The following is a 14,757-nucleotide window of genomic DNA, read 5'->3' on the forward strand; positions in this document are numbered from 1 at the left end:
GAGTGGCCGCCTTCGCGGGCAAGCCCGCGCCCACATTCCAAGCCTGGAACTCGGTCAAGTGTGGGCGCGGGCTTGCCCTAATGCCAGTCAGTTAAGACAGAACCGGTCCCTGTGGCGAGGGAGCTTGCTCCCGTTGGGGCGCGAAGCGGCCCCAAAAATGGGACTGCTACGCAGTCCAGCGGGAGCAAGCTCCCTCGCCACAGGGACCGGTTCTGTCTTAACTGACTGGCATTAGGGCAAGCCCGCGCCCACACTTGACCGAGTTCCAGGCTTGGAATGTGGGCGCGGGCTTGCCCGCGAAGGCGGCCACTCGGTCCATCCGGTTCACCCGACACTGGCCCCACCGCGCTCAATTCCGTACCATTCCCCGCCTTATCCCCCGCAACTCCCTGGTACTTCATGAACCTCACCCGTCTGCGCGCCGACGCCCTGGCCGGCCTCACCACGTCATTTGCATTGCTGCCCGAATGCATCGCCTTCGCCCTGGTGGCCCATCTCAACCCGTTGATGGGGCTCTACGGCGCTTTCATCATTTGCACCCTCACCGCGTTGTTCGGTGGTCGTCCCGGTATGGTTTCGGGGGCGGCAGGTTCGATGGCAGTGGTGATCGTGGCCCTGGTGGTGCAGCACGGCGTGGAATATCTGCTGGCGACCGTGCTGCTGGGCGGCTTGATCATGGTCGCTTTCGGCCTGTTGCGCCTGGGTAAACTGGTGCGCATGGTGCCGCACCCCGTGATGCTGGGGTTCGTCAACGGCCTGGCGATTATCATCGCGCTGGCGCAGTTGGAGCACTTCAAACGCGGTGAAACCTGGCTCAGCGGCACACCGCTGTACGTGATGGCCGGGCTGGTCGCGGTCACCATGGCCATCGTCTACCTGCTGCCACGCCTGACCCGCGCCGTGCCGCCCGCCCTGGTGGCGATCCTCGGCGTGGGCCTGGCGGTGTACCTGCTCGGCCTGCCCACCCGCACGCTGGGCGATATGGCACACATCGCGGGCGGCCTGCCGACCTTCGCGCTGCCGCAGATCCCCTGGACCCTGGAAACCCTCGGCATTATTGCGCCCTATGCGTTCCTGATGGCGATGGTCGGCCTGCTGGAAACCCTGCTGACCCTCAACCTCACCGACGAAATCACCGAAACCCGTGGCTACCCCGACCGCGAGAGCGTGGCCCTGGGCGCTGCGAATATGGTCTCGGGCCTGTTCGGCGGCATGGGCGGTTGCGCCATGATCGGGCAAACCGTGATCAACCTCAGTTCCGGCGGGCGCGGGCGTTTCTCCGGGGTGTTTGCCGGGGTCATGATCCTGCTGTTCATTTTGTTTCTGTCACCGCTGATCGAGCGGATTCCGCTGGCCGCGCTGGTGGGGGTGATGTTCGTGGTGTCCCAGCAGACCTTCGCCTGGGCGTCGTTGCGGGTGATTAACAAGGTGCCGCTCAATGACGTGCTGGTGATCATCGCGGTGACGATCATCACCGTGTTCACCGACCTGGCGACCGCCGTGCTGTGCGGTATCGTGATCGCGGCGCTGAACTTCGCCTGGCAACAGGCCCGTGAGCTGTATGCCGATGAACATCTGGAGGCCGACGGCAGCAAACTTTATCGCCTGCACGGCACGTTGTTCTTCGCCTCGACCACGCCGTTCCTGAATCAATTCGACCCGGCCAACGACCCGGCCCAGGTGACGCTCGACTGCCGTCACCTGAGCTTCGTCGATTATTCAGCGATTGCCGCGCTGATGACCTTGCGCGAGCGCTACAGCAAGGCGGGCAAGCATTTGCGGGTGCTGCATTTGTCGGAGCGCTGCAAGAAGCTGCTCAAGCGCGCCAGGGTTCATCACGACTGATTGCCCTCTCTCCGTGGTAGGAGCGAGCTTGCTCGCGAAAAAGCTCAACGATAACTCGGGCATCCTGAATGTATGGGGCGTTCTCAGGTTTTTTCGCGAGCAAGCTCGCTCCTACAGTGGGAGGTGCGCTTAGGGCCCGACCAGGTCTTCGAGTTCCTGGGCGCGGGTCTGGGTCATGTCCAGTACGCAGCCGGAGCCGTTGACCTGATCGATGGTGCCGCCGGTGGCGCTGCCCGCGAAGGCGCAGTTGGCGTCACGGTATTTGATCCACAGGCGCTGCAGATCTTGCAGTTGCTGCTTGCGGTTGCCTTCCTGGGCGGCCATCGCGGTCTTGTAAGCCTTGTTCAGCCGAGCATCCTGCACCTTGGCCTCCTTGACGTTGCAACCGACCATAGCGGCGGTGGTGTTGGCGCCGTCCATGCATTTTTTCAATGCCGGGTTATCGGCTGCGGCGGCAGTGCCGCAGGCGGCAATCAGCAGGGCGGCAAGTGTGGTACGCATCATGGTCGGTTCCTGGCAGCAGTGGATGTGCATTCTATGACTCAACTGCGTGGCTTGAGTTTCCAGCCTTTTCTGATCTTCGTGTAAGAACACCCCTCGAATTTTCATACGGTAGCGTCGTGCATATCCCACGGCGACAGCGCTTATCCGTGGGCGAAAATTATTTTCATGAAGTTTGAAAATCCTCCCCGGTAATGATTTATGAGTTTCACAACCTATTCGACGTGACCCTTTCCGAGGAGTACCGCATGGCCGCATCACCGGGCTTCGGGCTATTGGCATACGCTGCCATCGCCATCATCGCTTTGATCGTGCTGATTGCACGTTACCGGCTCAACCCGTTTATCGTCATCACGCTGGTGTCCATCGGCCTGGCGCTGATGGCCGGGATGCCGGCGGACACCATCATGGGCTCGTACGAAGCGGGGGTCGGCAAGACGCTGGGGCATATCGCCCTGGTCGTGGCGCTGGGCACCATGCTCGGCAAAATGATGGCCGAGTCCGGTGGCGCGGAGCAGGTGGCACGCACATTGATCAACCGTTTCGGCGAACGCAATGCGCACTGGGCGATGGTCTGCATCGCGTTCCTGGTGGGGCTGCCGCTGTTTTTCGAGGTGGGTTTTGTATTGCTGGTGCCGATCGCCTTTACCGTGGCGCGGCGCGTGGGCGTGTCGATCCTGATGGTCGGCCTGCCGATGGTCGCCGGCCTGTCGGTGGTGCATGCGCTGGTGCCGCCGCACCCGGCGGCAATGATGGCGGTGTTGGCGTATAACGCCTCGGTCGGGCAGACCGTGCTGTATGCGATCTTGATCGGTATTCCTACGGCGATCATCGCCGGCCCGGTCTACGCCCGGTTCATCGTGCCGCACATTCACCTGCCGGCGGAAAACCCGCTGGAGCGCCAGTTTATCGAGCGTGAACCGCGTACCCGTCTGCCCAGCTTCGCGCTGACCATGGGCACCATCCTGTTGCCGGTGGTGCTGATGATGATTGGCGGCTGGGCCAATGTGATTTCCACGCCAGGCACCGGCTTCAACCAATTCCTGTTATTTATGGGCAACTCGGTGATCGCGCTGCTGGTGGCGACCCTGGTGAGTTTCTGGACGCTGGGCCTGGCCCAGGGCTTCAACCGTGAGTCGATCCTCAAATTCACCAATGAATGCCTGGCGCCCACGGCGAGCATCACCCTGCTGGTGGGGGCGGGCGGTGGCTTGAATCGCATCCTGGTGGACGCGGGCGTCACCCACGAAATCCTCGGCCTGGCCCATGCGTTCCAACTGTCGCCACTGGTGATGGGCTGGTTGTTCGCCGCGCTGATGCGTATCGCCACGGGCTCGGCCACGGTGGCGATGACTACGGCGTCCGGCGTGGTCGCGCCGGTCGCTTTGGGCATGGGTTATCCACACCCTGAATTGCTGGTATTGGCGACCGGTGCGGGGTCGGTGATCTTTTCCCATGTCAACGACGGCGGCTTCTGGCTGATCAAGGAATACTTCAATATGACGGTGATCCAGACCTTCAAGACCTGGACCGTGCTGGAGACCCTGATTTCCGTGGTTGCCTTCGGTCTGACCTACGGTCTGTCCTGCCTTTTGTAACCCGGAGCCTCCATGGACATCCTCTACCAGATCCGCGCCCGCCAGGGCTCCTTCAGCGCCGGCGAAGGGCGTATCGCCAAGCTGATGCTCGACGACGTGGGCTTTGCCGCGTCGGCCAGTCTGGAAGAGCTGTCGCAACGGGCCGAGGTCAGTACGGCCACCTTGTCGCGCTTTGCCCGCAGTGTCGGTTGCCGCGACTTGCGCGACCTGCGCCTGCAGTTGGCCCAGGCCAGCGGGGTGGGCAGCCGCTTCCTGGACCCGGCGGGGCTGCCGGATCAGTCGGCGTTTCATCGGCAGATTCTCGGTGATATCGAAGCGACGCTGCGCCAGCACCTGTCCGGCTTCAATCAACACAGCTTTGTCGATGCGGTGAGCCTGCTGGGTAAGGCGCGGATGATCCACGCGTTCGGCATGGGCGGCCCGTCGAGCCTGTGCAGTGATGAGTTGCAGGTACGCCTGGTGCGCCTGGGCTATCCGATTGCGGCCTGCCATGACCCAGTGATGATGCGGGTGACGGCCGCGACCCTGGGGCCGGAGCAGGCGCTGATTGTCTGCTCGCTGACGGGCCTTACCCCTGAACTCCTGGACGTGGTGACGCTGGCGCGCAACTACGACGCACGCGTTGTCGCGATCACCCTTGCCGATTCCCCGCTGGCCGAGTTGGCGGATGTGCTGCTGCCGCTGCAACCGGCTGAAACCAGTTTTATCTACAAACCCACTGCCGCGCGCTACGGCATGCTGCTGGCCATCGACCTGCTGGCCACCGAGCTGGCGCTGGCCATGCCCGACGCCAATCAGGAACGCCTGCGCCGGATCAAACTGGCCCTGGACGACTATCGCGGCGGCCCCGACAGCCTGCCGCTTGGAGACTGAAATGAAGTACGACACGCTGATTCGCCAGGCGCTGATCATTGATGGCAGCAACACGCCTGGCTACCTCGCTGATGTAGGGGTGCGCAATGGGCGTATCGAGACGATCGGCGACTTGTCTGCGGCAGTGGCCGAGCAGGCGATCGACGCCGCCGGCCGCGTGCTGGCGCCGGGCTTTGTCGATGTGCACACCCACGACGACACCGTGGTGATCCGCCATCCGCAGATGCTGCCCAAGCTCAGCCAGGGCGTCACCACAGTGATTGTCGGCAACTGCGGCATCAGCGCGTCACCGGTGAGCCTGCGCGGCGATCCGCCCGACCCGATGAACCTGCTGGGCAATGCCGAGGCCTTTGCCTACCCGCGCTTTGTCGATTATCGCGCCGCCGTGGAACGCGCCCACCCTGCGGTCAACGTCGCCGCACTGATCGGCCACACGGCACTGCGCAGCAATCATATGGATGACCTGCACCGCACGGCCACCGCACAGGAAATCGCGGCCATGCGCGTGCAGTTGCAGGAAAGCCTCGACGCCGGTGCCCTGGGTTTATCCACTGGCCTGGCCTACGCCAGCGCATTCAGCGCAGAGACGGATGAAGTGCTGCAATTGAGCGAAGCGCTGACGGCTTATGGCGCGGTGTACACCACGCACTTGCGCAGCGAATTCGAACCGGTATTGGAGGCGATGGACGAAGCGTTCTCGATCGGCCGGCATGCCAGGGCGCCCGTGATCATTTCCCACCTCAAGTGCGCCGGCGCGGGGAACTGGGGGCGTAGCCCGCAGCTGTTGGCGGCACTTGAAGCGGCGGCGAAAACCCATCCAGTGGGGTGTGACTGTTATCCCTACGCGGCCAGCTCTTCGACGCTGGACCTCAAGCAGGTCACAGACGCGTTTCGTATCACCATCACCTGGTCCACGCCGCATCCTGAAATGGGCGGCCGTGACTTGCAGGACATTGCCGCCGAATGGGGCGTTGCGCTGATGGACGCCGCTCGCCGCCTGCAACCGGCGGGGGCGGTGTATTACGGAATGGATGAGGCGGATGTGCGGCGCATTCTTGCCCATCCGTTGTCGATGGTGGGTTCCGATGGGTTGCCGGAAGATCCGTTTCCTCATCCAAGGTTGTGGGGCGCGTTCCCGCGGGTGCTGGGACATTTCAGCCGCGATGTCGGATTGTTCCCGTTGCACACAGCGGTGCACAAAATGACCGGGCTCTCGGCGGCGCGCTTCGGCCTCGCTGAACGTGGCGAAATCCGGGAAGGGCACTGGGCCGACCTGGTGTTGTTCGACCCGCTGCGGGTGCGCGATGTGGCGGACTTCAAGGCCCCGCAGCGTGCGGCCGAGGGGATCGATGGGGTATGGGTAAACGGTGTGTTGAGCTACAGCGAAGGGCAGGCGACCGGCCGGCGACCGGGTCGATTTCTGGCGCGCAACGGCGATTTGCGTCGGGGCTTCAAGCTGGCGTCGGACACATCATTGGACACTTTCAGCACACGATAGCGTGTCGGAATATGGCCAATGAGCGCTTACAAAAAGCGGATTGAGTGCAGGCGGCCGTTCTCTAAGATAAGCCGGTCACTTCCGGAGAGCCTGTATGAACACTCAACCTGTAAGTTCGAGCAATGTCGGTAAAAGTTCTGCCTTTTTTCCCTACTCAACCCCCGTCGGCGCGGCTGGCGCACCTGTAAATTCACGCGACGATGCGTTGTCGGCGTTTCCCTTTCCCCGCGATACGATCAAAGGTTGGATCCAGGACAAAGTCTGGAACGAAACCAATCAATGGATCGATCCCGACAAGGTCTATCTGCATCAGTTTTCACCCGCTGCCAGCAGCCACACCGGCATCGCGGTAACGGGCTGGGAGCATCGCGGGGAGCCGACATCGTCGATGACGCTCACCGAGGCCGTCGCCAGTGATTTTTTCTCCGCCGAGCGCTACGGCGTGGCCGGCAAGGCCCAGGCCGTGGCGCATTTCATGTCGTCGAACACCAGCCCGTTTTCGTTGTTCCACAGCGACAGCGTGCCGGATTTTTTCAGCCGGCTGGGCCGCTTGGTACTGGACCGAACCGGGCCCGGTTATCTCTACTCGAAATTCCATGACGATGTGCCCAACGCCAAGGAGACCTGGCGTGATCTGGACTCAGTCTATGGCCTCTATCTGGATGGCCCAGGCAAGGGCCAATACGGCGCGGACAACCAACTGCGAATGAAGCCCAGTGAATTGTTGAAACTGGTACGCGACGGGGATCTGCAGAAGAAAGTGACCGCCAAGCTGGATGATTTCTGGACGCAGCACGGCAGTGAATGGCGCACGCTGGCCAAGCAACAGTTTGTGATGGAGGCCCGTGCTGCGCGAGCCCTCAACCAGCAGGATGCCAAGCAGGGGCTGAGTGCACAGGCCTACGCCGCTGTGATGCAGGCAGCCGCGCCCAACGTGCCGCTCGAAGGGCCGGTAACGAAAGCACAGTTGCAGGCGCAAGCCGCGCCGGCCGGGGACACCAAAGCGCTATCCCTGGACATCAATGGCTATCGATCCAACGACATCGTGCGGTTTGTGGCCAAGGACGGCACCGAAACGCTGTATATCCCGGGGAGCAAGCCCGCCCTGCAGACATTTAAAGACCGCGCCGCCGTGAATCAATGGGTGCTGGAACAGAGCAGGGAGCCTGCCAAGGCCACGGCGCTGGAGGAGCATTTCGCGCTGCGTGATCGCCAACAGGGTGTATTCGGGGCCCTGAGTGTCAACGGCGTGGACGGCACCTTGAATAAAATAGGTACGGGTGCGATGGCGGCCAATGACAGCCATATCAACACCCGCAACTACCCCATCGGCGGCGATGTGTTCACCAACATGGCCACCCAGACACGCCAGCGCATCAACTACGACGCCGACACGGAGATGAAGTCCAATGCCGAAGTCTACAAAGACGATGCGCTGGGCATGTTGCAGGCGGGCAACGCGGTGTTTTCCATTCCCCTGGCACTGCTCGGGCCGATTGGCGTCGCCATAGGCGCTACCTCCTACGGGGTTCAAGTGGGTATGGAACTCGACCAGGCCGTCGAAGGCGACACCCAGGCCGAGCGCAAAAGTGGTTTGCACGCCGCCGCGACGGATGTCGCGACCATGGCGTTCTTCCATGCGCTGGGCAAGGCCGCCCACTCTGACGGCGATCCCACTGTCGAGGCGACCACACAGGCGGCGCCGGGTGAAAGCGGCGGCGCGAGCGGCGATAAGCCGTTCTTCAATTATCGACGGGTGAACGGGCAGATCGGTGTGTTGATGAGCCCCAATCAGCCACCGCGATTACCCGCCGAGTTGGAGGGCCAGGTGAACCCTTTGTGGGATTCATCCATGGAAATCTACTTGCAGCCAGGATCGAAGCGTCCCTTGGTTCAGCCCAGCTATGAAATAGTGGAGCAAGCTGAGGCCACGCCTAAGAAACCGAGAGTTGACGAGTCGGAAAACGAGCTGTCGGAGGATGAGCGCTCGCCTTCTTCTGTCGCGTCGGACGCAACGTCCTCCGGGGATTACGATGCGTACGACGATGACAGCGTGCTCAAGACCAATCCTTTCAAAGACAGCGTCAGCCTGCCTGACGGTGGGTATTTCAACAGTCGTGGCATGATTGAGCGCACCGACGTGCCGAAGCTGTACCGCGTGGAAAAGGCCGACCGCGTCGAGCGCCGCGGTGATCCGCAAAATTATGGTTTTCGCGACTCCAATTTCTTCTCCGGCCCGGAAAAAATGATGGATGGCAACGTCGTGGTCGCCTCGCGATCAAAGGAGGCGGCGAAGTACTTTGGCGAAACCGAATTCGGTGGCGAATACAATCTTTACGAGATCGACGCTCGCGGCGTTCCGGTTGTTTCCTTCAACGAAAATATTGAAGCCAACCCGCAATTCGTCGAAGCGCGTCAGTGTGTGGCGCCAGGCACTATCGAGCGCCTGCGCAATGAAGGTGTTTTGAACAGGTTTGCCAACGACAGCTATCAGTTCGATGAAGTGCATGTGAATAATGATCAATTGTCCAGCGCGAGGATCACCAGAATTCCTCATTAATGAGTGCGCTTGATGTTGACCTATGGTGAGCCAGGGTGAGCGGTCGCCCACGGCGAGTGGTGTTTATGTTTATTTGGAGAGCCCTATGCACTTAGGAAAAGTCACCCCCATCCTGCGGATTTTCGACGAGGCCAAGGCACTGGAATTCTATGTTGATTTCCTGGGGTTCAAGGTCGACTGGCAGCATCGCTTCGAAGCAAACTTTCCGTTGTACCTGCAAGTGTCGCTGGGTGAGTGCGTGCTGCATTTGTCCGAGCACCATGGCGATGCGTCGCCGGGCGCAGCGGTGCGCATCCTGGCGCAAGGCGTGGACGCCTACCAGCAGCAATTGCAGGCCAAGGACTATCGTTATGCCAAACCTGGCGTGGAGGAAACACCCTGGGGCTCGCGGGAGATGAGCATCAAGGACCCGTTTGGGAATCGGGTGGTGTTTGTTGAGGAGGGTCAAGACTAAGTGGTTGCAACCCCGGTCAGTGACCGGGGTTGCCTGTGTGGCGGGCTTGCAGTCATTTACACCCGGAAGTGACTGACCATCTGCTGCAACTGGCTACCCAGGCGTGCCAGTTCCACGCTTGATTTTGCCGTCTCATCACTTGCAGTGGCGGTCTGCTCGGATACGTCGCGCACGTTCACAATGCTGCGGCTGATCTCTTCGGCTACGGCGCTCTGTTGCTCGGCGGCGGCGGCGATCTGCTGGTTCATCGACTGGATGTTCGACACCGTGCGGGTGATGTTTTCCAGGGACACACCGGCTTTGCGCGTGAGGTCCACGCTGCTGTCGGTGAGGCTGCGGCTGTTGTTCATCACGTTGGCCACTTGCTGGGTGCCGTTCTGCAAACCGGCGACCAGGCCTTCGATTTCTTCGGTGGATTTTTGCGTACGCTGGGCCAGGCCGCGTACCTCGTCGGCGACCACGGCGAACCCGCGTCCGGCTTCACCGGCGCGCGCAGCTTCAATCGCTGCGTTGAGGGCCAGCAGGTTGGTCTGTTCGGCAACGGCCTTGATCACATCCATTACGCTGCCGATCTTGTTGCTCTCTTGTTGCAGATGGGCCATGGCGTCGGTGGAGCGTGCCACTTCAGCGGCCAGACGCTCGATCTGGGCGATGGCTTCTGCCACCACTTTATCGCCGGCGCGGGCCTGACCATCGGCTTCGGCGGCGGCCAGAGAAGCCTGTTCTGCATTGCGCGCCACTTCCTGAACGGTGGCGGTCATTTCATGCATCGCCGTGGCGACCTGGTCGGTTTCGATTTTCTGGCTGTTGACGCCGGCACTGGTTTGCTCGGTAACGGCCGACAGTTCCTCGGCAGCGCTGGCGATCTGGGTCACGCCGTCGCGAATGCCGCTGATCAGTTCGCGCAAGGTGGTGCCCATGCGCTGGATGCCTTGTTGCAGCACGCCCAGCTCATCACGACGGGTGACCTGGATATTGTGGCTCAGATCGCCGGAAGCGATGCGTTCCACGACGGCCAGGGTTTCCTGGATCGGGCGCGTGATCTGGCGTGTGATCACCCATGCGGCAATAACGCCGACCAGCAACGCCAGCAAGGTGCTGATCAGCTGCAGGCTGCGGGCCTGTGCGCTTTCAACATCGCGGCGTTCCAGCTGAATGTCGTACAGCTTGTCGCTGATGGTCACGATATCGCTGCCTTGGGTGGTCATCTCGGCACGTGCAGTGACGATGTTGGCGTTGGCAGCCTTGTAGCTCTGCACGGCGCTGCGATAGGCCCCGAGTGCGGTTTCCAGAGAGGTCAGCGCGCTTTGTTCAGCGCTGCCGAAGACGGCGCTGAGGCTTTTCAAACCGGCGATGGCTTTCTCGATTTGCGCAGCGGCGACGGCTTCGGTTTCTGCGCTGACGTTGTTGGTATAACCACGCACCTCGTAGCGTGCCATCAGGAATTCCTGCTTGGCATTGCTCACGGCCTGCAACTGCGCGAAGCGCTCGGGGCTGTCGGGCATCTGCTGCACGCTGGCGTCCAGCGCATTGATTTGTGCATTGGCAATGTCGGCTTTGTCGCCCATGACCTGGCGCGCAGCGTTGCCGTTGCGGTAAGCCTCACGCATTTTGTTCAGGGACTGCTGATACGCCGTAATGACCGCTTTCTGCTCATTGAGCAGTTTGAGATTTTCCGGGCTCTTGAAGGTGTCCAGCAGTTTCTGTTGCTGGGACACGAAGCCGTCGAGGCTGGTCTGTACGTTCTGCGCCACGGCTTCATCACCGTTGGCCAGCATGTATTGCAGGCGCACGATGCGCAGTTTGGTCAGCGAGGCGTTGAGCTGGGTAATGTCGCTCATCCAGTTGCTGCGGTCGATCAAACCGCCGAGGCTGGTCCAGCCGGTGAGTGCCAGAATTGAGGTGAGGACCAGTACCAGGCCGAAGCCCAGGCCAAGTTTGAGGTTGACGCTGATGTTACCGAACCAGCTGTTCATCGAAAGCTCCTTGAGAGTGATGTCTGTCTGCTGGACGGTGTTGTTGTTTGAGCCAGCCAAGATGTGTAGGGCTGTATCGGCGGCAAAGGGCAATTCTGAAATACTTTTCTCGCTGGCCGTCGAAAGGGCGCTCGATCCATGCCGTGACCGTGACAACGATCGGGTACCAGAGCTACGGCCCGCCGCTCCGGCGGCCGGGGAGGGGGGCTGATCATGGGCCGGTCTTGTGTGCTAGTCTGCGGGCCCTTTTAGTTTTGGATGGCGCGGGAAATCGTGTTGTCCTACAGCGGAGCCTCTTCATGTCCGAAGTTAATCTGTCCACCGACGAAACCCGCGTCAGCTACGGTATCGGCCGTCAGTTGGGCGACCAACTGCGCGACAACCCGCCACCGGGCGTCAGCCTCGATGCAATCCTGGCCGGCCTGACCGACGCGTTCGGCGGCAAGCCAAGCCGTGTTGACCAGGAGCAAATGGCTGCGAGCTTTAAAGTGATCCGCGAAATCATGCAAGCCGAAGCGGCTGCCAAGGCCGAAGCCGCAGCAGGCGCGGGCCTGGCATTCCTGGCTGAAAACGCCAAGCGTGACGGCATCACCACCCTGGCATCCGGCCTGCAATTTGAAGTACTGACTGCCGGTGATGGCGCCAAGCCGACCCGTGAAGATCAAGTGCGCACTCACTACCACGGTACGCTGATCGACGGCACTGTGTTCGACAGCTCCTACGAGCGCGGCCAGCCTGCGGAATTTCCGGTTGGCGGCGTGATCGCCGGCTGGACCGAAGCCCTGCAACTGATGAATGCCGGCAGCAAATGGCGCCTGTACGTGCCGAGCGAACTGGCTTACGGCGCTCAAGGCGTCGGCAGCATCCCGCCGCACAGCGTTCTGGTATTCGACGTCGAGCTGCTCGACGTTCTGTAAGACCCGCTTTGGCTTCAGGCGGAGCAAGCTTGCTGTGGCGAGGGAGCTTGCTCCCGCTCGGCTGCGCGGCAGTCGTGCGCCTTCAAGGGCGCTTCGCACCCCAGCGCAAGCAAGCTTGCCCGCCACAGTAAGCCTGCAGCTGCTTCATGGATGGAACTTGCCATTAAGCTCCGTCGCCGGGCGCAACGCTCGGGCATAGCAGAACAAAAACAAATTCCTGACCACTTCCTTCAGTACTCCCGGCTCACTTGAGCTCAGGCCATTTACGTCCAGGTCGCCCTGGTCCTGCAGTTCATTCAGCGCTTCCTCTTCCAGCACAGCACAGACTTCGCCGGTTTCCCGGTGCAGGATTCGCAGGTAAGGATGTGGGCGGTCCAGCCAGGCATCTATCAAATAAGTCATGGTCGTTCTCCTTGATGGGTTTCAATGAGAATAATTCTTATTCGTGGAATAGCAAGGGCCTATTGGCGGTTTGCGCTTTTTTCTGTGTAGGGAGTTGAGCTCGATCAAGCAGGAGGGCAAAGCGCCATCCCACGGCGGGCGTGGGATGGATGCAACAGGATCAGACCTTACGCACGAACTCGGATTTGAGTTTCATCGGGCCGATGCCGTCAATCTTGCAGTCGATATCGTGGTCGCCATCGCACAGGCGGATGTTCTTGACCTTAGTGCCGACCTTGACCACCAACGAGGTGCCTTTGACCTTGAGGTCCTTGATCACGGTGATGGTGTCGCCGTCCTGCAGGACGTTGCCCACAGAGTCTTTCTTCACGGTTTCATCGCCCGCTACGTCGGCCTCGCCAGTGGCGGACCATTCATGGGCGCATTCCGGACAGACCAGTTGGGTGCCGTCTTCGTAGGTGTATTCGGAATTGCATTTCGGGCAGGGTGGCAACGTGCTCACTAAAGCTCCTTGAGAGTCAGGATGGCTAAAAGTCGCACATTATATAGGGTTTTGTAGTCGGGAAGGTCGTACGCAATCTAAATGGGAGCGGGCTTGCTTGCGAAAGCGGTGTGTCAGCCACACAGTTTTAAACTGACATACCGCATTCGCGAGCAAGCCTGCTCCCACACAGGCCCGCGTTTGCAGATACTGCTCAGTGCGTACGCGCCACCGCAAATTCGCTCAGCTCAACCAGAGCATCGCGGTATTCGCTGGCCGGAAGGGCGTCCAGGCACGTGATCGCACGGGCCACGTAATCGCGTGCCAGTTGGGCGGTATATTCCAGTGAACCGGACGCTTCCACGGCGGCGCGAATGGCCTCCAGGTCTTCAATCCCGCCTTTCTGGATCGCCTTGCGCACCAGCGCAGCCTGCTCCGGCGTGCCTTCGCGCATGGTGTAGATCAGCGGCAAGGTCGGCTTGCCCTCGGCCAGGTCGTCACCGACGTTCTTGCCCAGGGTTTCGGCGTCGCCACGGTAGTCGAGCAGGTCGTCCACCAGCTGGAACGCCACGCCCAGGTGGTCGCCAAAGGTGCGCAGGGCTTCGGCCTGTTCGGCGGTCGCCCCACACAACGCGGCGGCGCTGTGGGTAGAGGCTTCGAAGAGCATCGCGGTCTTGCCGCGAATCACTTCCATATAGGTTTCTTCGGTGGTGCTGGCGTCGCGTACCTTCGACAGCTGCAACACTTCGCCTTCTGCGATGATGCGCGTGGCCTGTGAAAGAATTTTCATCACCGGCATCGAACCCAGCTCAACCATCATTTCGAACGAGCGCGAGTACAGGAAATCGCCTACCAGTACGCTTGGCGCGTTGCCCCACATGGCATTGGCGGTTTCGCGGCCACGGCGCATGCCGGACATGTCGACCACGTCGTCATGCAGCAGGGTGGCGGTGTGCAGGAATTCGATAGTGGCAGCCAGCAGGCGCAGGTCATCGCCTTCGCGGCCCAGGGCCTTGCCGCACAGCAACACTAATAAAGGACGCAGGCGTTTACCGCCCGCCGACGTAATGTAGTCGCCAATTTTGGAGACCAGCGGCACTTTAGACGTCAGCTGCTGCTTGATGATGCCGTCGACGGCGCTAAAATCGTCCGCGACCGCGCGGTAGAAAGCTTGGGGTTGCATCAGCGACAGTCGCTCCAGAAGGGTTGCGCGGCATGCTAGGACCCTGACCCCCGGGTGTCAAGGCGCGCCCAGTCACCATCAAAGCTACTGCGGGCTGGGAGCCTTCGGCTCTACGCGCGTAATCCTGAGTCAAAAACAGGCTCGGAATGCTCATTTACAACCAGTAAATTCCCCTTCCTCACCTGTTTTTTCCTTGTCTTCCCTTCGCTCGCTACGCTTTCAAGGCGACTGGCGGCCCCTTGCAACACCCATTTACCTTGCGTACAATCGCGCACCCTGAACTTCCTGGGCAGCACCTGCCTTACGCAATTGCATTCGGGACGTCCATCCCATGCAGCCATGCCAGCCAATACCTCTTCTTATAAAGCGCTGGGTGAGCAGGATTATCGGAGAAATACCATGTCGTACGCAGTAATTGTTACTGGTGGCAAGCAATACAAGGTCGCCCCAGGTGAATACCTGAAGATCG

Annotated in this window: 12 protein-coding genes and 1 pseudogene; 8 read left to right on the top strand and 5 right to left on the bottom strand. The window is 60.9% G+C overall.

The genetic code is table 11. From position 1 onward, the window contains the following. Positions 1–399: 399 nt before the first annotated feature. Positions 400–1,845, top strand: coding sequence for a SulP family inorganic anion transporter (locus Q1V60_RS24425; protein WP_300635636.1), 1,446 nt, complete (start codon positions 400–402; stop codon positions 1,843–1,845). A gap of 129 nt (positions 1,846–1,974) precedes the next feature. Here the strand turns inward: Q1V60_RS24425 and Q1V60_RS24430 are convergent, their stop codons facing one another. Further along, entirely contained in the window at positions 1,975–2,349 is a 375-nt protein-coding gene (locus Q1V60_RS24430) for a lysozyme inhibitor LprI family protein (RefSeq protein WP_300635638.1), read from the bottom strand. A gap of 191 nt (positions 2,350–2,540) precedes the next feature. Here Q1V60_RS24430 and Q1V60_RS24435 point away from each other — a divergent pair, with 191 nt between their 5' ends. The 5 genes from Q1V60_RS24435 to Q1V60_RS24455 all read left to right on the top strand — a co-directional run bounded on the left by Q1V60_RS24435 (position 2,541) and on the right by Q1V60_RS24455 (position 9,329). Then, entirely contained in the window at positions 2,541–3,944 is a 1,404-nt protein-coding gene (locus tag Q1V60_RS24435) for a gluconate:H+ symporter (protein WP_300635640.1), read from the top strand. A gap of 12 nt (positions 3,945–3,956) precedes the next feature. After that, positions 3,957–4,817 (top strand): MurR/RpiR family transcriptional regulator, encoded by an 861-nt coding sequence (locus tag Q1V60_RS24440; protein WP_300635642.1) that lies wholly within the window; start codon positions 3,957–3,959, stop codon positions 4,815–4,817. A 1-nt stretch (position 4,818) separates the two neighbouring features. Further along, positions 4,819–6,315, top strand: coding sequence for a D-aminoacylase (locus tag Q1V60_RS24445; RefSeq protein WP_300635644.1), 1,497 nt, complete (start codon positions 4,819–4,821; stop codon positions 6,313–6,315). Between the two features lie 94 nt (positions 6,316–6,409). Continuing rightward, entirely contained in the window at positions 6,410–8,875 is a 2,466-nt protein-coding gene (locus tag Q1V60_RS24450; RefSeq protein WP_300635646.1) for a DUF6543 domain-containing protein, read from the top strand. A gap of 85 nt (positions 8,876–8,960) precedes the next feature. Next, on the top strand, positions 8,961–9,329 hold the full coding sequence (locus Q1V60_RS24455; protein ID WP_300635648.1) for a glyoxalase superfamily protein: 369 nt from the start codon (positions 8,961–8,963) through the stop codon (positions 9,327–9,329). 56 nt (positions 9,330–9,385) lie between these two features. Here Q1V60_RS24455 and Q1V60_RS24460 read toward each other — a convergent pair whose 3' ends face one another. Continuing rightward, positions 9,386–11,305: a methyl-accepting chemotaxis protein gene (locus Q1V60_RS24460; protein ID WP_300635650.1), complete on the bottom strand. Its 1,920-nt coding sequence runs from the start codon at positions 11,303–11,305 to the stop codon at positions 9,386–9,388. A gap of 299 nt (positions 11,306–11,604) precedes the next feature. Here Q1V60_RS24460 and Q1V60_RS24465 point away from each other — a divergent pair, with 299 nt between their 5' ends. Then, positions 11,605–12,222, top strand: a complete 618-nt coding sequence (locus Q1V60_RS24465; RefSeq protein ID WP_065951187.1) for an FKBP-type peptidyl-prolyl cis-trans isomerase — start codon at positions 11,605–11,607, stop codon at positions 12,220–12,222. Positions 12,223–12,366: 144 nt separating this feature from the next. Here Q1V60_RS24465 and Q1V60_RS24470 read toward each other — a convergent pair whose 3' ends face one another. The 3 genes from Q1V60_RS24470 to Q1V60_RS24480 form a co-directional block, all read right to left on the bottom strand. Continuing rightward, on the bottom strand, positions 12,367–12,624 hold the full coding sequence (locus Q1V60_RS24470) for a hypothetical protein (RefSeq protein ID WP_003194088.1): 258 nt from the start codon (positions 12,622–12,624) through the stop codon (positions 12,367–12,369). A 160-nt stretch (positions 12,625–12,784) separates the two neighbouring features. Further along, positions 12,785–13,126, bottom strand: coding sequence for a zinc ribbon domain-containing protein YjdM (locus Q1V60_RS24475; RefSeq protein ID WP_300635655.1), 342 nt, complete (start codon positions 13,124–13,126; stop codon positions 12,785–12,787). A 193-nt stretch (positions 13,127–13,319) separates the two neighbouring features. Then, positions 13,320–14,288, bottom strand: coding sequence for a polyprenyl synthetase family protein (locus Q1V60_RS24480; protein WP_300635657.1), 969 nt, complete (start codon positions 14,286–14,288; stop codon positions 13,320–13,322). 399 nt (positions 14,289–14,687) lie between these two features. On the opposite strand from Q1V60_RS24480, the pseudogene Q1V60_RS24485 reads away from it, so the two are divergent. Further along, a pseudogene (locus tag Q1V60_RS24485) lies at positions 14,688–14,757 on the top strand (bL21 family ribosomal protein); the annotation flags it as partial.

It is taken from the genome of Pseudomonas sp., assembly GCF_030147005.1.
Classification (GTDB): Bacteria; Pseudomonadota; Gammaproteobacteria; order Pseudomonadales; family Pseudomonadaceae; genus Aquipseudomonas.